Here is a 16056-nt window from a genome sequence, read left to right as displayed (position 1 = left end):
ACATTTGAAAGAATAAGAATATAAAATGATACTCAATTCTACACGTTATAACAAAAAACAGAAAGAAATCTTGAATGATTTGGTTGGTAAACCATTCTCTTTTTTAGAGTCTCTTAGAATGAACGGTATCGGTTCTAAACGTATGGTTATTGAGGATGTTAGTCCAAATTTAAAAGTGTATATGAACGCTGTTTCAGATATCAATTACGCCAATATAGAGCTACGTAAACAAGGAATTCTAATTTATATTAATCAAGGACTTAAAAATTTCACATGGTCTATTCCCTACTATCAGTTAGTTATTTACCGAACCAACGGCATTAGTATTCATGCCCAAGGAAAATTCATTCATTTTAAAAACAATAAAATGTTTAAAGAGAACAAACAATTTTTCACGAAAATGCTTGATGAAAAAATAAATTTTGATGAACAACATAATTTTTTAAACCAATGAGTTTAGAAATTCAAGACATAGATAGAATAATTGAAATGGCGTGGGAAGACCGCACAACCTTCGAAGCCATAAAATATCAATTCAATATATCTGAACAAGAAGTAATAAAGCTCATGCGCAAAGAAATGAAACCAAAGAGTTTCAAACTTTGGCGAAAACGTGTTCAAGGTAGACAAACCAAACATGAAAAATTAAGAGTCTTTGAAAAAGGACGTTTTAAATGCAGTAGACAAAAACAAATTTCGAATAATAAAATTTCAAAACGTTAAATAGTGCTTTGTTTGATTTAATCACCTCAAAACAGCACATAAAAAAGAACTTATGGAAGCAGAAAAGCTAATAATAACAAAAAATGGTAATAACTTAAATGGTTTTACTTTAAAAGACATTGGAGACGACCACTTATTTACTAGGTTAGAAACCCCCATGAAGCGAGATGCCTTTAAACTTTCTGATTCCGAAAAAAAAGAACGCATTTCCATTTTATTTGAAGAAATTATGGATGTTATGGGCTTAGATTTAACTGATGATTCCCTAAAAGGCACACCACAAAGAGTTGCCAAAATGTACATTGACGAAATTTTTTCTGGTTTAAATCCGGAAAATAAACCTAAAATAGCATTATTTGATAACAAATATCAATACAATCAAATGCTAGTGGAACGAGATATTACATTTTATTCCAATTGCGAGCATCATTTTGTACCTATTATTGGAAAAGCGCATGTTGCTTACATCTCATCAGGAAAGGTTATTGGCTTATCAAAACTAAATAGAATCGTACAATATTATGCTAAACGTCCGCAAGTACAAGAACGTTTAACAAATCAAATTGCAAACGAATTAAAAACCATTCTAGAGACTAACAATGTGGCCGTAATTATTTCAGCAAAACATTTGTGCGTGTCGTCTAGAGGCATAAAAGATGATACATCATCTACGGTAACCGCTTTTTATGGCGGAACATTTAATACCCCCGAAAAAATCACAGAATTTCAAAACCATATAAACAGCTAAAAACATGGAATTAATAGACAGAGCAATAGAATTTGAACAACGAAAAATGAGATCTTTATCTACCAGCGATCGTGTAAAACTTTCTAGAGAAGCGAAAGCCTTAATTTTAGATTTAAATGAAATTTATAAGGTAAAAAAAGACGATAAAATTATGGATATCATGAAACGTTTAACCGTAATAAAAAGAAAGATTGAACGCCGACTTAAAGGTAAACTTTTATAAAAAGTAAAGATTTCATATATAATTTGCAAATAAGTATTAAAATTTTTCTAATAATTCTATATAAAAATAGTTAATCTACCATAATTTACTATATTGGCAAAATTGGTAATCCAATACTACCAATTAGAAAAGATTAAAGATTAAAAAAGAATTATGGAGATTATTGATAAAGCTTTAGAATTTGAGCAACGAAGACACACTTTTAAAACTACAAGTGAGCGCATCGAATCATCTAGAGAAGTAAAAAGCTTAATATTAGGATTAAACGACATTTATAAGGAGAAAAAAGATCCTGAAATAATGGACCTAATGAAGCGATTGACTGTTATAAAACAAAAAATTGAAAAAAGGCTAAAGGGCAGGCCATAGCAAATAAAATGCCCTGAAAACCATGAAAACAATAATTGTAATTGGTGGAAGCAAGGGCATTGGAAAAGCTTTAATAGATAAACTATTAATATCCTGCCGTGTTATAAACATTAGCAGAAGTACTCCCGAAATATCGCACAACCACTTAACTCACCATTCGTGCGATGTAATAAATGATGAATTACCCAATATTGAACAAGCCGACGGACTTGTGTATTGTCCTGGTAGCATCAATTTAAAACCTATTTCAAGATTAAGTATTGATGATTTTAAAAGCGATTTTGAAATCAATGTACTTGGTGCTGTAAAAGTTATTCAAAAGTATCTTCCCATTTTAAAAAATGGCAACCAACCTTCTATCGTACTTTTTAGCACAGTTGCGGCAAAATTAGGTATGCCCTATCACGCGAGTATAGCAGTTGCTAAATCGGGTGTTGAGGGTTTAGTTAAATCCTTAGGCGCAGAGTTAGCACCAACCATTCGTATTAACGCCATTGCACCAACAGTAACTAATACGGAACTAGCCTCTAAACTTTTACGAAACGACAAGATGATTGAAAATATCACAGAACGTCATCCTCTTAAAAAGTTTTTAAATCCAGAAGAAGTGGCAGAAATGGCAGTGTTTCTTTTATCAGATAGTTGTGCTTCTATTTCTGGTCAAATATTTCAAATGGACTGTGGTATTGTTAGTTTTAAAATATAACTTATGAATACGCTCAAAGCATTTTTAGCGACATTTTGTATTAAAGCTAAACCCACAAAAATGAAGATTGATTCCATTTATGATATTAAAATTAATGCCATAAATTCAAAACCAATCAACTTATTACATTTTAAGGATAAACATATTTTATTTGTAAATGTTGCCTCTAAGTGTGGTTTTACTCCCCAGTATAAAGATTTACAGACCCTATATAACAAATACAAAGACCAACTGGAAATAATTGGTGTTCCTTGTAATCAATTTGGAAACCAAGAACCTAACAGTGAAGAAGAAATAAAGTCTTTTTGCGAAACTAATTATGGGGTTTCTTTTTTAATAACAGAAAAAATTAAGGTAAAAGGAAAAAACAAACACCCGCTATATGGTTGGTTAACTAAAGTGATTAATAATGGTGTTAATAGCTCGTCGGTGAAATGGAATTTCCAAAAATATTTAGTAGGTCCAAATGGCGATTTAATAGACTATTTTTTACCAACCATAAACCCATTAAGCTCTAAAATTACTAAACACTTAAAATAAAAACTATGTTCGGATTATTCAAAAAGAAATCAAAAAAGGAGAAATTAGAAGACAAATTTAAAAAGCTGATGAAAGAGTGGCACTCATTATCATCAATAAACAGGTCTGCTAGTGATGATAAATATGCTGAAGCTCAGGAAATTGCTAAACAAATAAACCTGCTCAAAAATGAAGCTGCTTAAATATTTTATAATATACTTAATTATTAATTTTGGTGCACTAGCAATAGGCAGTTGGTTAATGGGCAATGGACCAAAATCCGATTGGTATACAAATTTAAACCAAGCACCTTGGACACCACCAGGCTGGGTTTTTGGTGTAGCTTGGACAACCATAATGATCTGTTTTTCGGTTTATATGGCCTATTTATATAAACAATTCCCGCATGTAAATACACTTGCGCTTTTCGCTATTCAGCTCGTCTTAAATATTATATGGAACTATATTTTTTTCGCACAACATTTTGTGTTGGTTGGCTTTATTACCATAATAGCGCTTACTTTAGTTATTATCAGCTTCACTATAATTTACAAAAAAGATTTAGGTGCTAAAACACTTTTAATAATCCCCTATTTAATTTGGATTTGTATTGCCACATCTCTAAATGGCTATATATTATTAAATAATTAAGAAATGAAAATATACAGACTACATAAAAAACAAAACCTACCAATAAGTATTGATACAGCTTGGGAGTTTTTATCCAACCCAAAAAATTTAAAAACTATAACACCAGATTATATGGGATTTCATATCTTAACTGGAGCCGATAGACCCATGTTTGCTGGCCAAATAATACAATACATTGTTACACCTGTTTTAGGCATAAAAACAAAATGGGTAACCGAAATTACACACAGCGTAGACAAGCATTATTTTGTTGACGAGCAACGTTTTGGTCCCTATGCACTATGGCACCATAAACATTTTATTAAAGAAATTGATGGTGGTGTAGAAATGGAAGACATTATAGATTATAAAGTACCCTTTGGATTACTTGGGCAATTGGTGCACCCAATTTTAGTTAAACCGAAATTAGAAGAGATTTTTAGTTACAGAACAACAAAACTGGAAGAATTATTTGGAAAATACTAGGTAACCGAGAACCCCTAGTTAAAATAGCATTTTAATTGTAACGGCACCGCAATAAAGTCTTTAAAACAAAATAACCCGTTGCAGCAAAAAACATAAAAATTAAAACATTTAATGAGTAAAAAAGTAAATATTTTCTGGTTTAGGCGCGATTTAAGATTGGATGACAATGTGGGCTTTTTTGAAGCCCTAAAATCTAATAACCCTGTACTACCAATTTTTATTTTCGATTCAGAAATCCTGGATAAACTACCGGAAGATGATGCTAGAGTAACCTTTATACATGACACGTTGCAAGACATGCGCTCTACTTTGCAAGACGATCATAACAGTAGTGTAGCAATATATCATGGCAAACCCATAGATATTTATAAAGATTTAGCTGAAGAATACAGTATTGAAACTGTTTATACTAACCACGATTATGAGCCATATGCCAAAGAGCGTGATGAACAAATAGAAACATTTTTAGCCAAACATAACATTGCATTTAAAACCTTTAAAGATCAAGTTATTTTTGAAAAAGATGAGATTGTTAAAAAAGATGGCGATCCTTACATGGTTTACACACCATACATGAAGCTCTGGAAACAGACGTTCAACCCTAAAGATTTAGAAATTTATTATACAAAATCATATCTGGATAATTTGATAAAACACTCTAGGTTACCAAACCTAAGTTTATCGGATATTGGTTTTAAAAAATCCAGTCAGGACATAGCACCATATACGGTAACACCAACACTTATTCAAGAGTACGAAAACACGCGTAATTTTCCTGCCCAAGACAGCACGTCTAGACTTGGTCCGCATTTACGTTTCGGAACAGTAAGTGTTAGGAAAATGGTAAAGAAAGCCATAGCAGAAAAAAACGAAATATTTTGGCAAGAACTGATTTGGCGTGAATTTTTTACGCAAATCCTTTGGCACTTTCCACATACTAAAACAGATAGTTTTAAACCCAAATATGATCGTATTGAATGGCGCAACAACGAAACCGAATTTAAAGCGTGGTGCGAAGGTAAAACAGGCTATCCTCTTGTTGATGCTGGTATGCGCCAACTTAACCAAACCGGTTTTATGCATAATAGAGTAAGAATGCTAGTTGGTAGTTTTCTTTGCAAACACTTACTTATAGATTGGCGCTGGGGCGAAGCTTATTTTGCCGAAAAACTGCACGACTACGACATGGCAAGTAACGTTGGTAATTGGCAATGGGTTGCTGGCAGCGGTGTTGATGCTTCGCCATATTTTAGGATATTTAATCCAACAACCCAAATTCAAAAGTTTGATAAAGACCTTAATTACATAAAACAATGGGTACCAGATTTTCAAGAATTAGCCTACCCAAAACCAATTGTGGAGCATAAATTTGCCAGAGAACGTTGTTTAGATACTTATAAAGCTGCATTAAATTAAGTTTCCACTTAATATTTAGTTTGTTATAAAAAATGCCGTACTTCGTTGCAGCGTTAATGAAACAAAAACCGAAAATTAATTATTTTGAAAAACTCATGACGTCAAATTAATTTACAAATTAAAATGGTTTTGAAATAAGGCTAATATGGAAGATACTTTTTTTTATACCAATCTTACAAATTATAAAGAACCTGTAACAAAATTACTTTCAAAACCAGAGCTTTTTAAACAAATTCCTAATAATTGGTCTATTGTTATTACCGATATAAAAGGCTCCACGGTGTCGGTTCAAAAAGGCCTATCGGAACTAGTAAACCTAATAGCAACCGGTAGTATTGTTGCCGCATTAAACATTGCAAAAAAACAATCCATAGATATTCCTTTTTTCTTTGGTGGCGATGGTGCAACATTATTAATCCCTACTGTTTTACTACATGACATTATGGAGGCTTTAATTTTGCACCAAGAAAACATTAAAAAAGAATTTGATATTTATTTAAGAGTTGGGCATGTTCCTATATCTCAAGTTTACCAAAACAATCAGGAATTAAAAATAACCAAGGCAAGCATTAACAGATTACTTACTATTCCTGTTGTACTAGGCAACGGTTTACATTTTGCCGAAAACCTTATAAAATCTAAAGACGCTGTAGTTGATAATTTAAACAAGCAAACAGACGTATTAGATTTAGATGGTATGGAATGTCGCTGGAATAAAATTCCGCCACCAGAAAACTCCAACGAAGTGGTGTCGTTGTTAATTAGTGCTACAAACGAACCCGACCAAGCTCCTATTTTTAAAAGCATATTAGAAAAAACAGATGAACTTTATGGCCCTTTAAAAAACAGAAATCCCATTTCTGTACCAAAATTAAAACTGAATTTTAATTATAAAAAAATAAAGACCGAACTAAAGGCAAGCAATAAAAAGTTTGGAGTTAGAAACTTTTTAAAGGTTTGGCTTACTGGACTTATTGGCAACTTTTATTACTTACCCAATAAAACCGGTAGAAAGTATTTAAAAGAGCTAACGCAACTATCGGATATTCTTGTTATAGATGGGCGAATAAATATGGTAATTTCTGGAACATCTAAACAAAGAAAATTGCTAACCACCTTTCTTGATGGTTTAGAAAAAAACAAGCACATTGTTTATGGCATTCATGTTAGTAACCGAAGCATTATGTCGTGTTATGTACAAAATAGAAATGCTAAACACATCCATTTTGTTGATGGCGGTAGTAGTGGTTATACAAGAGCAGCTAAGGTTTTAAAAAGAAAATTAAGCTAAGAATCTCTTTTAATATTATAACATAAAACCGCAAACAAGCCATCCCTTTAACCAAAGCAAAAGTGATAGCAAACACCTGCGTTAGCGATTGAACGGCCTGTTTGAGCTCCCGACCTAAGGAGGAGCGAGTAGTGAAAGCGCGACCCTTGTGGTAACGCCCAAACTTATATTTTAAAGTCTTTTTACTTGAGCTTAAAAATGTTAAGCTAATAGTCTTTTATAGCAGATTAATTATATTTACAGTAAACCAATACAATAATGCAGCATAATTTTATAGACGAGCAAACTTTTAAAAATAAAACCTTTACCGAAAATGAATTTGAAAAAGGCGATTACGAATTATGCACCTTTATAAACTGTGTTTTTTTAAATGCCAATTTATCGCACACACGGTTTATAGAGTGCGAGTTTCATGATTGTAATTTAAGCTCTGCTAATATTTTCGATACTAGTTTTCAAGATGTGTATTTTAAAGGATGTAAGCTACTTGGTTTAGATTTTGAAAAATGTAGTGATTTTGCTTTTACCATTAAAGTGGAGCAATGCCAACTAAACCATGCCTCTTTTTATAAAATGAATCTTAAAAAAACACTATTTAAAGACTCTAAATTAGAGGGTGTCGATTTTACAGAATGTAATTTAAGTAATGCTGTTTTTGATGAATGTAATTTAATAAACGTAACTTTTTTTAACACGAATTTAGAAAACACGAACTTTAAAACCTCCGAGAATTTTAAAATAGACCCGGAAAACAACCGTTTAAAAGGTGCTAAATTTTCGTTAAAGACTATAGAAGGACTTTTAAGTAAATATCAAATAAAAATTGAATGAGGTTATGAAAAAAATTTATTCGGTTGAAGAGTACATAGAGGAACACAGTAATTTTAGTGAGGCATTAACGCTATTAAGAACGCTTATATTAACTACCGAGGTTGACGAAGCCATAAAATGGAATGCGCCCACTTATATGGTTAATGGCAAGAATGTTTTAGGCTTAAGCGCTTTTAAAAACCATTTCGGTATTTGGTTTTTTAATGGTGTTTTTTTGAAAGACACACACAACTTATTAGTTAACGCCCAAGAGAACAAAACCAAAGCGCTAAGGCAAATGCGTTTTGATAGTATAAAGGCTATTGACAAAAACAAAGTTTTGGCTTATGTAAAAGAAGCCATAGAAAACCAAAAGTTAGGAAAAGAATTAAAAGCTACCAGAACTACTAAAAAAGATATTACCATCCCATTAGAACTCAAAACAGAATTAAACGCTAATCCTGCACTAAACGATGCTTTTAATACCCTAACACCAGGCAAACAGCGCGAGTACTGCGCGTATATAGATACTGCAAAACGAGAGGCCACTAAGCAAACCCGATTAGAAAAAATAAAACCCATGATTTTAAATAATAAGGGCTTGCACGATAAGTACAAAAATTGCTAAAATTTAAGTGTTGTAGCGCTATGCCACACTTAAATAAGATACCTTCTTGGTAGATTCTAAAATGCTTTTTTGCGTGGATAGTTTTAGGGCTCTAAACTCATTTATTTCGCACATTTTATAATTATTGGCCTTATGCTGGTTTAAATACAGCTCAAAAACCGATAAGTATTCTAACATTTTAAGTTTATTACTTAATTGCTCCTGCTCTAAAGCCAAATCGCGCATGCGCTTTGCTTCAAAGTTATTAGAGTCGGTTCTGGAGCTACTCACAAAGTTAAGTATAGTATTAGTCTGACTATTCGTTCTATTTATTATAACAAGGTTACTTTTAAAGCCAACGTTGGTTGTTTTTTTCTTTAAAAAAGTTACCAAATGTATTATGATTGTTTTTTGCTTAAAGGCAATTAACAAAATATTAGTTAAGCTTAAAATTACTACGCAGGTTAAAAGTAAATCCATGATAAATAAATTATAAATTAATACACAATTCATTTATAAGACAACCCATAAGTGTTTTACCCTACTAAAATTCGAAATAAAACAAAATAAAATAATGACAAAACAGTTAGTTCCCTTCAATTATAAGCATAAAAAAAGCCTCCTTAAAAGGAAGCTTTCTTTATAAAAATATAAAAAGTAAAATTACTTAACCGTTACAGGCGCATTAAGTTTAGAACTCATTTCCATAGAAATGGCAGATCTATCAAACTTTAATTTTCCGGCCATGGTTTCAATAACACAACTGTTATCTTTATCATTTAACTCGGCAATTTTACCGTGTAAACCACTTTTAGTAATTACTTTATCGCCGCGTTTTAATTCGGCTGCAAATTTCTTTTCTTTTTTTGCTCGTTTCATTTGTGGTGCAATCATAAAGAAATACACAACAACGAACATTAAAATGAATGGCAAAAATTGCCCAATTCCTTCTCCCATTATATAGTTTATTTAGCTTTTAGCTGGTACTGCTTTATTAGGATCTGGTTTTACAAACGCTGTAATTTTTACAAGTTCAGAACCTTTTTCCGTGTTAGCAGTAACTGTTATAGTTTTAGTTATTTTGTTTGATCCACTACCGTTAAATTTCACAGAAAACTTACCAGAATCTCCAGGTAATAAAGGCTCTCTACTCCAATCTTGAGGTACAGTACATCCACAAGAACTCTTAATATCTGTAATAACTAAAGGTGCATCACCTTTATTAGTGTAGTTAAAAGTAGTTTCAACAGCTGTTTTAGCTTCAATTTCGCCAAAATCATGCTCAGTTTTATCAAAAGCTAATACAGGAAATTTAGATGCAACAGCATCTCTTTCTGCTGCAACAGCAACATTAGCTTCATCAATTTTTTGAGCAGCATTATCTTTACAAGAAGTAAATGCAACTAAACACAAGGCACCAAGACCAAATATTATTTTTTTCATTATAGGTTTGTTTTAAAATTTAAGATGTGCAAAAATAGCAATTATTTAAAGGATTAAAAAGTTTTGTATTCTTCTTAACAAATATTTGTAATTTCAAATCGCATTACATCAGTCCTCGACCAATTTTATTCAATTCACCACTAGCTTCATACTCTTTTACCAACTTATCTAAAATACCATTTATAAAAATGCTACTTTTTGGTGTCGAGTATTCTTTAGATATTTCTAAATACTCATTAATAGTTACTTTAACTGGTATAGACGGGAAGTTATTAAGCTCACAAATAGCCATTTGCAATAACACAAAATCTACAGTTGCAATACGGTCTGTATCCCAGTTTTTTGTTTTCTGATCTATTTCCTTATTTATGGCTGTACTTTTTAAAAGGGTTTTCTTAAACAAATCAATAGCAAATTGTTTGTCCTCAATATCCTTATATAATTTTGGAGTAAAATGGTTCTCTGCCGATGTTTCTTTAACCTTTCTAAGCAACTTTAAAATAGTGGTATTAACCGTAGGAAGATCATCCAACCAAGTTAGATTTTTATCCTCCATATAATCATAAAGTTTCTCGTTGGGTGCAATTATATCCTTAAAAACATCAACAATAAAGTTTTTGTCTTCCTTAAAATCTGACACTCGCGTTTGCATATACGCTTTATATAAATCGCTAGCCAAAATATCCTTAAAAATAAGATCTACATATTCGCCATCTAAATCCCAGTTGTTAATATTATGGGCTTTCAATTGGTCGGCTAAGGGCAAGTTTTCTCTTAATAAATTAAGGACTCTATTATTAACAAACTTTCGGTTTGGGTCTTTATCTTCCTTAGTGGCAAGATGCTTATTTTGTTTCTTTTTTAAATCACTTTCCGCACGTTTCTGTACTTCAATTAATAGCGATACCAATAATAAATACAAGTTGTACATATTATCAATACTAAAAAGTAAGAATTTCTGATCTTTAGAAAAATCATCACTCTCGCTTCCCTTAAAGGCATACATGGTTTGCATAACTTTTACACGTATATGTCTTCTATTTAGCATCATTACAAAGAACTTTTAATTAAAAAATACAAACTATTTTTTATTAGTTTTAGAGGCGCAAAAGTAATACTATATTTTAGTACAAAACAATAAAATTTAAAGTTATTTGGGCGTTACCCATAAAGGGTCGGGCTATCCTTTGCAGGTCCTCGCACCTCCTACGTCGGGCTGTGGGCTTTTCAATACTATCCCTTACGCGGGTTTACTTGCTGTTGGTAGTCTTTAAATAGCAATCATCTCCCTTTTTTTTAAAAGATATTTAACACTTTGAAATCCTTATAAACAATCATATTCCCTATTAATAAGTTATATTTGCACTCCTATTGCTAATTAGGTAAATGAAAGAATTACAACACTTAAATAAATACTTTTATAAATACAGAACGCACCTTATAATTGGTTCTATTATAACCATTATAGCGCGTTTATTTTTATTGTACACACCACGTTACGTAAAAAAAATATTTATAGCCATCGAAAAATACTTCGATAAATCGATAGACGAAACCGTTTTTCGGTCAGATTTACTCGAAGCGATCCTCTACATTATAGGAGCCGCAATTATAGCTGCCCTTCTTACTTTTTTTATGAGGCAAACCATTATAAATGTGTCGCGTTATATTGAGTACGATTTAAAAAACGAAATTTATGCCCATTACCAAAAGCTATCTTTAAACTTTTATAAAAGCAACCGTACTGGCGATTTAATGAACCGCATTACAGAAGATGTATCGCGTGTTAGAATGTACGCAGGTCCTGCCCTAATGTATAGTATAAATACGCTAGCACTTTTTGTTATTGTTATTATTTATATGGTAAATGCATCGCCAAAATTAACCTTATACACCGTTGTTCCGTTACCTATACTATCTATAATAATTTACAAGCTTAGTAAAGAAATCCATAAGCGAAGTACCATTGTACAGGAGTATTTATCCAAACTATCCACATTCACACAAGAATCTTTTAGCGGTATTTCTGTAATAAAAGCTTATGGTATAGAGCCTCAAACTTCGGTTAACTTTAAAGAACTTGCCAAACAAAGCAAAGAGAAACAAATTAGTTTAGCCAAAGTACAAGCTTGGTTTTTCCCTACCATGATATTGCTAATTGGCACCAGTAACTTACTTGTTATTTACATAGGTGGTATGCAATATATTGATGGCGAAATAGAAAGCATAGGTACCATTGCAGAGTTTATTATTTACGTAAATATGCTTACATGGCCTGTAGCAACTGTAGGATGGGTAACTTCCATTGTGCAACAAGCCGAGGCTTCGCAAAAACGTATTAATGAGTTTTTAAAAATTGAGCCCGAAATAAAAAATACAGTTACCCAACATACCGAAATTACGGGCGATATTGTTTTTAACAAGGTGTCATTCACCTATGGCGATACAAATATACAAGCCTTAAAAGAGGTTAGCTTTAATATTAAAGAAGGTGAAACTCTAGCTATATTAGGAAAAACAGGCTCAGGAAAATCTACAATTCTCGATTTAATTGGTCGTCTTTACGATATCGATTCGGGTTCTATAACCATCAATAACACCCAAATTGACCAACTTAACTTAAACGATTTACGAGATAGTATTGGTTGTGTACCGCAAGACGCCTTTTTGTTTTCCGACTCTATAAAAACCAATATTAAATTTGGTAAGCAAGATGCCACAGATAACGATGTTATTGAAGCTGCTAAAAACGCGCAGGTACATAAAAACATAGTTAAATTTAATAAAGGATACGACACCGTTTTAGGCGAACGTGGTATTACGCTTTCTGGCGGCCAAAAGCAACGTGTTTCTATTGCACGTGCCTTTATTAAATCTCCAAAAATATTGTTGTTAGACGATTGCTTATCTGCTGTAGATACAGAAACCGAAGAAAAGATACTAAAAAACCTCAGCAAGATCTCTAAAGGAAAAACAGCGGTTATTGTAAGTCATAGAGTTTCATCGGCTAAAAATGCAGATAAAATTATTGTTTTAGACGAAGGGAAAGTGGTGCAACAGGGCACACACGATTCCTTAATTGATGTGGATGGTTACTACAAACATTTATACCTAAAACAACTTAGCGAAACAGGCAACAATATGCCTTAATTATTTAAAACATAAGGATATAGAATTCCGTTTACATAGAGGTCATTTTTCAAAACAATACAAAAAGCGGCAAAAATAAGAAATATCGCTACCTCTCGATTATTAAATTAAACGCAAAGAATTTTAACAATCGAAAAAGAAAATTCATTATTTATTGGTTTATATCGATTTTTTTTAGATTTTTGATACTATAATTATAAAATAAATTATGAATAACGGTATGATGGAGAAAGAGGAAATTTTTTCAAAAGTATTACGCGCAGGACGACGAACTTACTTTTTTGATGTAAGAGCAACTAAAGCAGAAGATTACTACTTAACGATTACAGAAAGTAAAAAATTCACCAACGACGACGGATCGTTTCATTACAAAAAACATAAAATATATATTTATAAAGAAGACTTCGCAGAGTTTAAAGATATATTAGCAGAAATGACCGATTATATCATTAACGAAAAAGGAGACGAAGTAATTAGCGAGCGTCACCAAAAAGATTTCAAAAAGGATTTTGAGGACGACGGCTCTAGAGTTACCGAAGCCGATATTAAAACAGAACACACTGGTAGTTTTACCGATATAGATTTTGATGATATTTAATTATCATTAAAAAAGAACTAAAAAACCACAACTTAACGTTGTGGTTTTTTTATAGTTTAACGGCAAGTAATGCAATACATAAACTAATTAAAACATAAGCCACCGCTACGTGCCAACCTAAGGTTAGCAACAGTATTACAAATAAGCTAATTAGCCATAAGGGTGCCAATATAATAACCATAGCAAACCTAAATGTTGCTATAAACTCTATGTCTTTTATTTTGGGTTTTACCATATACCGCCATATTAAAAAAGGTAAAACATAAGCACATTTAAGTAACACTAAAAACAGCGGTTTCAAAACGCTAGAACTAACTACCTTTCTAGCAACACAATTTTGAAGGTTCGATGCTACACAAGTATTTACCGCTTTAGGATTTAAAAAATCAACCTCCAAACGCTTCAAAACCTCTATTGTAACCTCGTAATTAGCTTTAGGAATATCTGTTGTTAATTGTCCAATTTCAGCTTGTATTTTAGCCTTTAACTTAACTATGGCCGCGTTTCTATCATCTAAATAGTATGGTTTTGCTGCAATAGGTTTACCAAAATAAATAGATGCACTATCCGGAAAACTTGTTGCTTCAGCATAATTTAATCCTACAGGTACAAGTTGCAAGTTGGTTGTAGGATAAGTTTCTAAAGTTTCAAAAACAATTCTTGTAAAACCTTTACTTAAGGGTCTTACCATTCTTTTTAAGCTATGATTACCTTCAGGAAAAATAACCACACTAGCACCATTATTTAAAAGCTTAGAGCAGGCTTCAAAAATAGCTTCGTTATTGGATAATTTCCCCCAGCCATCTCTAACTCTATAAACAGGTAGCATTTGAAAGCTCTTTAAAAGTTTTGCAACAAAAGGTTTATTAAAAACCCCTGCTCTTGTTAAAAAATACGAAAACCTTCCGCTTTTAACGGCAATTATCAAAGCATCTAATAAGGCATTTTGGTGATTGCTTAATAATAAAACAGGTTTGTTTTTTACAACGTTTTCAATATCATAAACCTTTATGCTTTTAAAATAGAAAAACAGTCCTGCGCCTACATAAGCGCGAATAAAATATAGCCACATTAATTTCAAACCTCAACTGTTTTAAATCTTGACCAAAAGAACGCTAACAGCAAACCAGAAATAATATGCCATATACCCCAAAAAGCTGCTAAAATAGCCATTCCTCCTAGTCCATTAAAAAATGTAAAAATTAATAACAAGCCCAAACCAGAGTTTTGTATGCCGGTTTCAATAGCCAAGGTTTTTTGATTTTGAAAAGATAATTTAAAAGCTCTCGCTACAAGAAAACCAAGTGCTAAAGCCAAAATATTGTGTCCAATCCCTATAAATAACACATGATGGATATAAGTGTTAAAAACATCCAAATTCTTTGAAAACGCAATAATAACAATAGCCACAAACACGACTATGGATAAAGGTTTAAGTAATTTTGATAATTTTATAGCCAAGGCCACTTGTTTCATTCTAAACCACATACCCAGAACTAAAGGCAATCCTAAAATTAAAAGCACCAGTTTCACCAACTCCCACGAGTTAAGTTCTACCGTGTTTAATACTTGTGCTGTAGGTTGGTATAACTTACTATAAAAATGAAAATTAAAAGGCGTCATAACCACCGCCAAAAGCGTTGCAAACGCCGAAAGACTAATGGATAACGCCACATTACCCTTGGCTAATTGCGTTATAAAATTGGAAATATTACCACCAGGACACGCGGCTACCATAAACATACCTAAGGCAATACTTGGCTGCGGCTCTAAGATTTTTACCAACAAAAAAGTAGCCATAGGTAGTAAAATAAACTGAGACAAGATACCTACAAACAATAACTTAGGTTGTTTTAACAGAATTTTAAAATCAGTTACAGTAATACCTAATGCCACACCAAACATAACCACTGCAAGGGCGATATTAAGCACCCATAGCCCGTTACTGTCAAAATTAATTTGAACCTTATCTAATTCTTGCATATTTTAATTTACAGGAGTACCGTTTTTAACCTTAACTGCAGGATTTAAAAGTACTACATCTTTATCTTTAACAGCGCCAACTACCAAACATTCACTCATAAATTTTGCAATTTGTTTTTTAGGAAAATTAACCACTGCTATAATTTGTTTATTCAGCAAATCGGACTTTTTATAAAGTGTTGTTATTTGGGCCGAAGATTTTTTAACGCCTAAATCTCCAAAATCAATGCTAAGTTGATATGCTGGTTGTCTGGCCTCCGGAAAATCGTTAACTTCAATAATGGTTCCTACGCGCATATCGACTTTAGTAAAGTCATCAAAAGTAATTGTGTTTTCCATTTTTTAAAAATACAA

General features: G+C 32.3%; 23 protein-coding genes. 16 read left to right on the top strand and 7 right to left on the bottom strand.

Translation table 11 applies throughout. The annotated features are described in order from the left end of the window. Positions 1–25 precede the first annotated feature (25 nt). The 14 genes from HNQ90_RS05665 to HNQ90_RS05600 all read left to right on the top strand — a co-directional run bounded on the left by HNQ90_RS05665 (position 26) and on the right by HNQ90_RS05600 (position 8549). On the top strand, positions 26–454 hold the full coding sequence (locus HNQ90_RS05665; protein WP_144116912.1) for a hypothetical protein: 429 nt from the start codon (positions 26–28) through the stop codon (positions 452–454). Continuing rightward, positions 451–723 carry a TIGR03643 family protein gene (locus HNQ90_RS05660; RefSeq protein ID WP_144116911.1) on the top strand — a complete coding sequence of 91 codons (273 nt, stop codon included), beginning with the start codon at positions 451–453 and terminating at the stop codon, positions 721–723. Before HNQ90_RS05665 ends, HNQ90_RS05660 begins: the two co-directional genes overlap by 4 nt. Positions 724–775: 52 nt before the next feature. Beyond that, positions 776–1471 carry a GTP cyclohydrolase I FolE gene (gene folE, locus HNQ90_RS05655; protein WP_144116910.1) on the top strand — a complete coding sequence of 232 codons (696 nt, stop codon included), beginning with the start codon at positions 776–778 and terminating at the stop codon, positions 1469–1471. Positions 1472–1475: 4 nt separating this feature from the next. Further along, on the top strand, positions 1476–1694 hold the full coding sequence (locus tag HNQ90_RS05650) for a hypothetical protein (RefSeq protein WP_144116909.1): 219 nt from the start codon (positions 1476–1478) through the stop codon (positions 1692–1694). Positions 1695–1847: 153 nt separating this feature from the next. Further along, entirely contained in the window at positions 1848–2063 is a 216-nt protein-coding gene (locus HNQ90_RS05645) for a hypothetical protein (protein ID WP_144116908.1), read from the top strand. Between the two features lie 22 nt (positions 2064–2085). Then, positions 2086–2769: an SDR family NAD(P)-dependent oxidoreductase gene (locus HNQ90_RS05640; protein WP_144116907.1), complete on the top strand. Its 684-nt coding sequence runs from the start codon at positions 2086–2088 to the stop codon at positions 2767–2769. A gap of 3 nt (positions 2770–2772) precedes the next feature. Next, positions 2773–3309 (top strand): glutathione peroxidase, encoded by a 537-nt coding sequence (locus tag HNQ90_RS05635; protein WP_144116906.1) that lies wholly within the window; start codon positions 2773–2775, stop codon positions 3307–3309. Between the two features lie 5 nt (positions 3310–3314). After that, a complete protein-coding gene (locus HNQ90_RS05630; protein WP_144116905.1) occupies positions 3315–3491 on the top strand; it encodes a Lacal_2735 family protein in 177 nt (58 codons plus the stop codon). Continuing rightward, a complete protein-coding gene (locus HNQ90_RS05625) occupies positions 3478–3939 on the top strand; it encodes a TspO/MBR family protein (protein WP_144116904.1) in 462 nt (153 codons plus the stop codon). The genes HNQ90_RS05630 and HNQ90_RS05625 overlap by 14 nt, the downstream gene beginning before the upstream one ends. Positions 3940–3942: 3 nt before the next feature. After that, entirely contained in the window at positions 3943–4404 is a 462-nt protein-coding gene (locus HNQ90_RS05620) for an SRPBCC family protein (protein ID WP_144116903.1), read from the top strand. A gap of 111 nt (positions 4405–4515) precedes the next feature. Next, positions 4516–5820 (top strand): cryptochrome/photolyase family protein, encoded by a 1305-nt coding sequence (locus HNQ90_RS05615; RefSeq protein ID WP_144116902.1) that lies wholly within the window; start codon positions 4516–4518, stop codon positions 5818–5820. A 145-nt stretch (positions 5821–5965) separates the two neighbouring features. Further along, positions 5966–7111: a DUF3095 family protein gene (locus HNQ90_RS05610; protein ID WP_144116901.1), complete on the top strand. Its 1146-nt coding sequence runs from the start codon at positions 5966–5968 to the stop codon at positions 7109–7111. A gap of 258 nt (positions 7112–7369) precedes the next feature. Then, positions 7370–7942 (top strand): pentapeptide repeat-containing protein, encoded by a 573-nt coding sequence (locus HNQ90_RS05605; protein WP_144116900.1) that lies wholly within the window; start codon positions 7370–7372, stop codon positions 7940–7942. Between the two features lie 4 nt (positions 7943–7946). Further along, positions 7947–8549, top strand: coding sequence for a YdeI/OmpD-associated family protein (locus HNQ90_RS05600; protein WP_144116899.1), 603 nt, complete (start codon positions 7947–7949; stop codon positions 8547–8549). Positions 8550–8567: 18 nt separating this feature from the next. On the opposite strand, the gene HNQ90_RS05595 is transcribed toward HNQ90_RS05600, so the two are convergent. From HNQ90_RS05595 to nusB, 4 genes are all read right to left on the bottom strand, one after another. After that, positions 8568–9008, bottom strand: a complete 441-nt coding sequence (locus HNQ90_RS05595; protein ID WP_144116898.1) for a hypothetical protein — start codon at positions 9006–9008, stop codon at positions 8568–8570. Between the two features lie 183 nt (positions 9009–9191). After that, positions 9192–9485 (bottom strand): preprotein translocase subunit YajC, encoded by a 294-nt coding sequence (yajC, locus tag HNQ90_RS05590; RefSeq protein ID WP_144116897.1) that lies wholly within the window; start codon positions 9483–9485, stop codon positions 9192–9194. Positions 9486–9497: 12 nt separating this feature from the next. Further along, positions 9498–9971, bottom strand: coding sequence for a DUF1573 domain-containing protein (locus HNQ90_RS05585; protein ID WP_144116896.1), 474 nt, complete (start codon positions 9969–9971; stop codon positions 9498–9500). Positions 9972–10074: 103 nt separating this feature from the next. Then, on the bottom strand, positions 10075–11022 hold the full coding sequence (nusB, locus tag HNQ90_RS05580) for a transcription antitermination factor NusB (RefSeq protein WP_144116895.1): 948 nt from the start codon (positions 11020–11022) through the stop codon (positions 10075–10077). Positions 11023–11357: 335 nt separating this feature from the next. On the opposite strand from nusB, the gene HNQ90_RS05575 reads away from it, so the two are divergent. Then, the gene (locus HNQ90_RS05575; protein WP_144116894.1) at positions 11358–13121 is read left to right on the top strand and encodes an ABC transporter ATP-binding protein; all 1764 of its coding nucleotides are present in this window, start codon (positions 11358–11360) and stop codon (positions 13119–13121) included. Positions 13122–13329: 208 nt separating this feature from the next. Further along, positions 13330–13719, top strand: a complete 390-nt coding sequence (locus HNQ90_RS05570; RefSeq protein ID WP_221279766.1) for a PUR family DNA/RNA-binding protein — start codon at positions 13330–13332, stop codon at positions 13717–13719. Positions 13720–13768: 49 nt separating this feature from the next. Here the strand turns inward: HNQ90_RS05570 and HNQ90_RS05565 are convergent, their stop codons facing one another. Genes HNQ90_RS05565 through HNQ90_RS05555 form a run of 3 tightly spaced genes read right to left on the bottom strand, consistent with a single transcriptional unit; the run spans position 13769 to position 16041 of the window. Continuing rightward, positions 13769–14791, bottom strand: coding sequence for a lysophospholipid acyltransferase family protein (locus HNQ90_RS05565; protein ID WP_172625903.1), 1023 nt, complete (start codon positions 14789–14791; stop codon positions 13769–13771). Positions 14792–14796: 5 nt separating this feature from the next. Continuing rightward, a complete protein-coding gene (locus HNQ90_RS05560; RefSeq protein WP_144116893.1) occupies positions 14797–15702 on the bottom strand; it encodes a bile acid:sodium symporter family protein in 906 nt (301 codons plus the stop codon). A 3-nt stretch (positions 15703–15705) separates the two neighbouring features. Further along, the gene (locus HNQ90_RS05555) at positions 15706–16041 is read right to left on the bottom strand and encodes a tRNA-binding protein (protein WP_144116892.1); all 336 of its coding nucleotides are present in this window, start codon (positions 16039–16041) and stop codon (positions 15706–15708) included. Between the last annotated feature and the right edge of the window lie 15 nt (positions 16042–16056).

Origin of the sequence: Algibacter amylolyticus (assembly GCF_014202225.1) — a bacterium.
Taxonomy (GTDB): domain Bacteria; phylum Bacteroidota; class Bacteroidia; order Flavobacteriales; family Flavobacteriaceae; genus Algibacter_B; species Algibacter_B amylolyticus.
This window is presented reverse-complemented; position numbering and strand designations above follow the sequence as displayed.

What these genes read in the sequence shown, in the direction of transcription:
- folE (WP_144116910.1), top strand. Translation starts at nt 776, where the DNA reads ATGGAAGCAGAAAAGCTAATAATAACAAAAAATGGTAATAACTTAAAT.
- HNQ90_RS05625 (WP_144116904.1), top strand. Translation starts at nt 3,478, where the DNA reads ATGAAGCTGCTTAAATATTTTATAATATACTTAATTATTAATTTTGGT.
- HNQ90_RS05595 (WP_144116898.1), bottom strand. Translation starts at nt 9,008, where the DNA reads ATGGATTTACTTTTAACCTGCGTAGTAATTTTAAGCTTAACTAATATT.
- HNQ90_RS05610 (WP_144116901.1), top strand. Translation starts at nt 5,966, where the DNA reads ATGGAAGATACTTTTTTTTATACCAATCTTACAAATTATAAAGAACCT.
- yajC (WP_144116897.1), bottom strand. Translation starts at nt 9,485, where the DNA reads ATGGGAGAAGGAATTGGGCAATTTTTGCCATTCATTTTAATGTTCGTT.
- HNQ90_RS05665 (WP_144116912.1), top strand. Translation starts at nt 26, where the DNA reads ATGATACTCAATTCTACACGTTATAACAAAAAACAGAAAGAAATCTTG.
- HNQ90_RS05600 (WP_144116899.1), top strand. Translation starts at nt 7,947, where the DNA reads ATGAAAAAAATTTATTCGGTTGAAGAGTACATAGAGGAACACAGTAAT.
- HNQ90_RS05555 (WP_144116892.1), bottom strand. Translation starts at nt 16,041, where the DNA reads ATGGAAAACACAATTACTTTTGATGACTTTACTAAAGTCGATATGCGC.
- HNQ90_RS05560 (WP_144116893.1), bottom strand. Translation starts at nt 15,702, where the DNA reads ATGCAAGAATTAGATAAGGTTCAAATTAATTTTGACAGTAACGGGCTA.
- HNQ90_RS05575 (WP_144116894.1), top strand. Translation starts at nt 11,358, where the DNA reads ATGAAAGAATTACAACACTTAAATAAATACTTTTATAAATACAGAACG.
- HNQ90_RS05570 (WP_221279766.1), top strand. Translation starts at nt 13,330, where the DNA reads ATGAATAACGGTATGATGGAGAAAGAGGAAATTTTTTCAAAAGTATTA.
- HNQ90_RS05640 (WP_144116907.1), top strand. Translation starts at nt 2,086, where the DNA reads ATGAAAACAATAATTGTAATTGGTGGAAGCAAGGGCATTGGAAAAGCT.
- HNQ90_RS05620 (WP_144116903.1), top strand. Translation starts at nt 3,943, where the DNA reads ATGAAAATATACAGACTACATAAAAAACAAAACCTACCAATAAGTATT.
- HNQ90_RS05630 (WP_144116905.1), top strand. Translation starts at nt 3,315, where the DNA reads ATGTTCGGATTATTCAAAAAGAAATCAAAAAAGGAGAAATTAGAAGAC.
- HNQ90_RS05605 (WP_144116900.1), top strand. Translation starts at nt 7,370, where the DNA reads ATGCAGCATAATTTTATAGACGAGCAAACTTTTAAAAATAAAACCTTT.
- HNQ90_RS05660 (WP_144116911.1), top strand. Translation starts at nt 451, where the DNA reads ATGAGTTTAGAAATTCAAGACATAGATAGAATAATTGAAATGGCGTGG.
- HNQ90_RS05565 (WP_172625903.1), bottom strand. Translation starts at nt 14,791, where the DNA reads ATGTGGCTATATTTTATTCGCGCTTATGTAGGCGCAGGACTGTTTTTC.
- HNQ90_RS05635 (WP_144116906.1), top strand. Translation starts at nt 2,773, where the DNA reads ATGAATACGCTCAAAGCATTTTTAGCGACATTTTGTATTAAAGCTAAA.
- HNQ90_RS05585 (WP_144116896.1), bottom strand. Translation starts at nt 9,971, where the DNA reads ATGAAAAAAATAATATTTGGTCTTGGTGCCTTGTGTTTAGTTGCATTT.
- HNQ90_RS05645 (WP_144116908.1), top strand. Translation starts at nt 1,848, where the DNA reads ATGGAGATTATTGATAAAGCTTTAGAATTTGAGCAACGAAGACACACT.
- nusB (WP_144116895.1), bottom strand. Translation starts at nt 11,022, where the DNA reads ATGATGCTAAATAGAAGACATATACGTGTAAAAGTTATGCAAACCATG.
- HNQ90_RS05650 (WP_144116909.1), top strand. Translation starts at nt 1,476, where the DNA reads ATGGAATTAATAGACAGAGCAATAGAATTTGAACAACGAAAAATGAGA.
- HNQ90_RS05615 (WP_144116902.1), top strand. Translation starts at nt 4,516, where the DNA reads ATGAGTAAAAAAGTAAATATTTTCTGGTTTAGGCGCGATTTAAGATTG.